Below are 2,071 nucleotides of genomic sequence, written 5' to 3'. Positions count from 1 at the left end.
GATCGTCGAGGGGACCGAGCACGTGGCCGCCACCGGTCACCGCGTGTATGTGGTGGCCTACTACCGCTCGCCCGAGGACGCCCGCGACTTCCGGGGCGGCGTCGTCACCACGTACGCCGACCACGACGCTGCTCCGGACCGGGTGACCGTGGCGGCGCCGGGGCCCGGTGACTGGTTCGTCAGCATCCTCGAGCGTTCCCCCGGGGCCTCCGGCTACACCTTCGTCGCCGGCGCCGACGGCGTGCCGCTGGTCCCGCGCTGAGCGTCGCTCGCCACCACTCGCCCTGACCCGTGGGCCATGCGGTGTCATCCTGTCCGGGTGACAGGACAGGGCGTCTCGTGGCGGCGCGACCCGCGCTCGCGTGCCGTCCTCGCGGTGAGCGTGCTGGTGGGAATGCTCGGCGTGCTCATGGCGTGGATCGTGATCGCCCCCGAGTCCACCGGCNNCGTACGCGTTCCTGCAGACGCAGGCCGACGGTGAGACGCCGGTGGCCTACGACCCGTGCACGCCCGTGCGGATCGTCGTCAACGAGCGACGCGCCCCAGATGACGCCGACGCGGTGCTCCGGAGAGCCGTGGCGGAGGTGGAGGACGCCAGCGGGCTCGACCTGCGGGTCGTCGGCACGACCACCGACGCGCCGCTCGCGCATGAGGACGACCCCGAGGACGGGGAGGGTTGGCGTCCGGTGCAGATCAGCTGGACCGACGCCGACGAGGTCGCCGAGCTGGAGGGTCGCGTGGGTGGTCTCGGCGGCAGCACCTGGGTCGAGCGCGACGACCGCCGCACCTACGTGACCGGCGAGATCATGCTCGACGCCCCCGACCTGGTGCGCCGCGGGAACGGTGGCGACGTCGCGACCGGGGTGCTCATGCACGAGCTGGCCCACGTGCTCGGCCTCGACCACGTCGACGACCTCGGAGAGCTCATGCACCCGAGCAGCCCGCGGGACGCGTGGGGCCCGGGCGACCGGGTGGGACTCGCCGCGCTCGGTGCCGTCGGCTGCGCCTGACCTGCTCAGACGAGCGGCAGCGTGAGCACCTGGTTCGCCGATCCGGTCGTGATCGTCACCGGCGCCGAGACGAGGCCGCCGCGGTAGTTGACCGAACCGCCGGCGACCACGAGGCGCAGGGCGTGACCCTTCTCGAAGCGGTGCGCGATGCCGGGGAGGGTCACGGTGAACGGCTTCCCGGCGTCGGGCACCCGCACCGGCGCGACGAGGTCGCGCACGACGGTGCCCTTGCCGTCGGGGCCCACGTCGAGGACCTTCACGAAGACCACGACCTTGCCGGCGTCGAGGGTCTGCGTGAGGGCCGCCGTGGGTGCGGTGACGGAGAGGTCGAGCGTGGGGGAGCCCACGACCGTCAGCGGTGCCGAGAGGGCGGGGGTGGTCCAGCTCGCGGACGTCCCGGGCAGGTCCAGCTCCGGCAGCGCGATCGGCACCTGCGAGCCGACGACGTCGATCGTGCCGAGGGAGGTGGGTGCGCCGGCGGGTCCCGTGAGCAGGGTCTGCGACCCCTTCGCCACGGCACCCTTCGAGCGCGTGAGTGCCGTGCCGGAGAGGTAGAACGGCGTGCGTGAGCCGATGGGGAACGTCGAGCTCGTCGCGTACGCCGGACGGGCGTTGCCGGTGTAGGGGACCCAGTCGCGGAAGTAGGAGAACAGCGGCCCGGTGTCGGTCTTCTGCCCCTTGAGGTAGTGGTCGAACCAGGCGCTGAGGCGCGCGGTGAGGTGCTGGCCGGAGATGCTCGGGGCGTCGAAGTCGATCTCGCCCGGCGCGTTGGGGCCGGAGTGGCCGCCGTTGATCCACACGAGCTTGGTGGGCACCTTCTGCTTCCGGAGCGCCTGGAAGGTGGCGGTGCCCTCGTTGAGGTTGAACAGCGTGTCCGACTGACCCTGCAGCAGGAGGGTGGGGATGCGCACCTGCTTCACGTAGCTGGCCACGGAGCGCCTGCGCAGCTCCTGCACGGTGCCCTGGTCGAGCGTCCCGGTGACGCCGGCGGTGACCACGGCCGGGCACACGAACGCCACGAAGTTCGGGCAGCCCGCGATGCGAGAGGGGTCCTGCGGCGC

General features: G+C 72.5%; 3 protein-coding genes. 2 read left to right on the top strand and 1 reads right to left on the bottom strand.

The features are described 5' to 3' along the window. On the top strand, positions 1–262 hold a 262-nt coding region (locus ASF38_RS04435; protein WP_162237299.1), incomplete at its 5' end, for a hypothetical protein. A gap of 185 nt (positions 263–447) precedes the next feature. Beyond that, the coding region (locus tag ASF38_RS04430) for a matrixin family metalloprotease (RefSeq protein ID WP_235497391.1) at positions 448–1,010 on the top strand (563 nt) is incomplete at its 5' end. A gap of 5 nt (positions 1,011–1,015) precedes the next feature. Here ASF38_RS04430 and ASF38_RS18795 read toward each other — a convergent pair. Beyond that, on the bottom strand, positions 1,016–2,071 hold a 1,056-nt coding region (locus ASF38_RS18795; RefSeq protein ID WP_304438643.1), incomplete at its 5' end, for a CocE/NonD family hydrolase C-terminal non-catalytic domain-containing protein.

The sequence above is a fragment of the Aeromicrobium sp. Leaf272 genome (genome assembly GCF_001422865.1).
Taxonomy (GTDB): Bacteria; Actinomycetota; Actinomycetes; order Propionibacteriales; family Nocardioidaceae; genus Aeromicrobium.
Note: the sequence above shows the minus strand (reverse complement) of the source record. Positions and strands in the feature narration are given on the sequence as shown.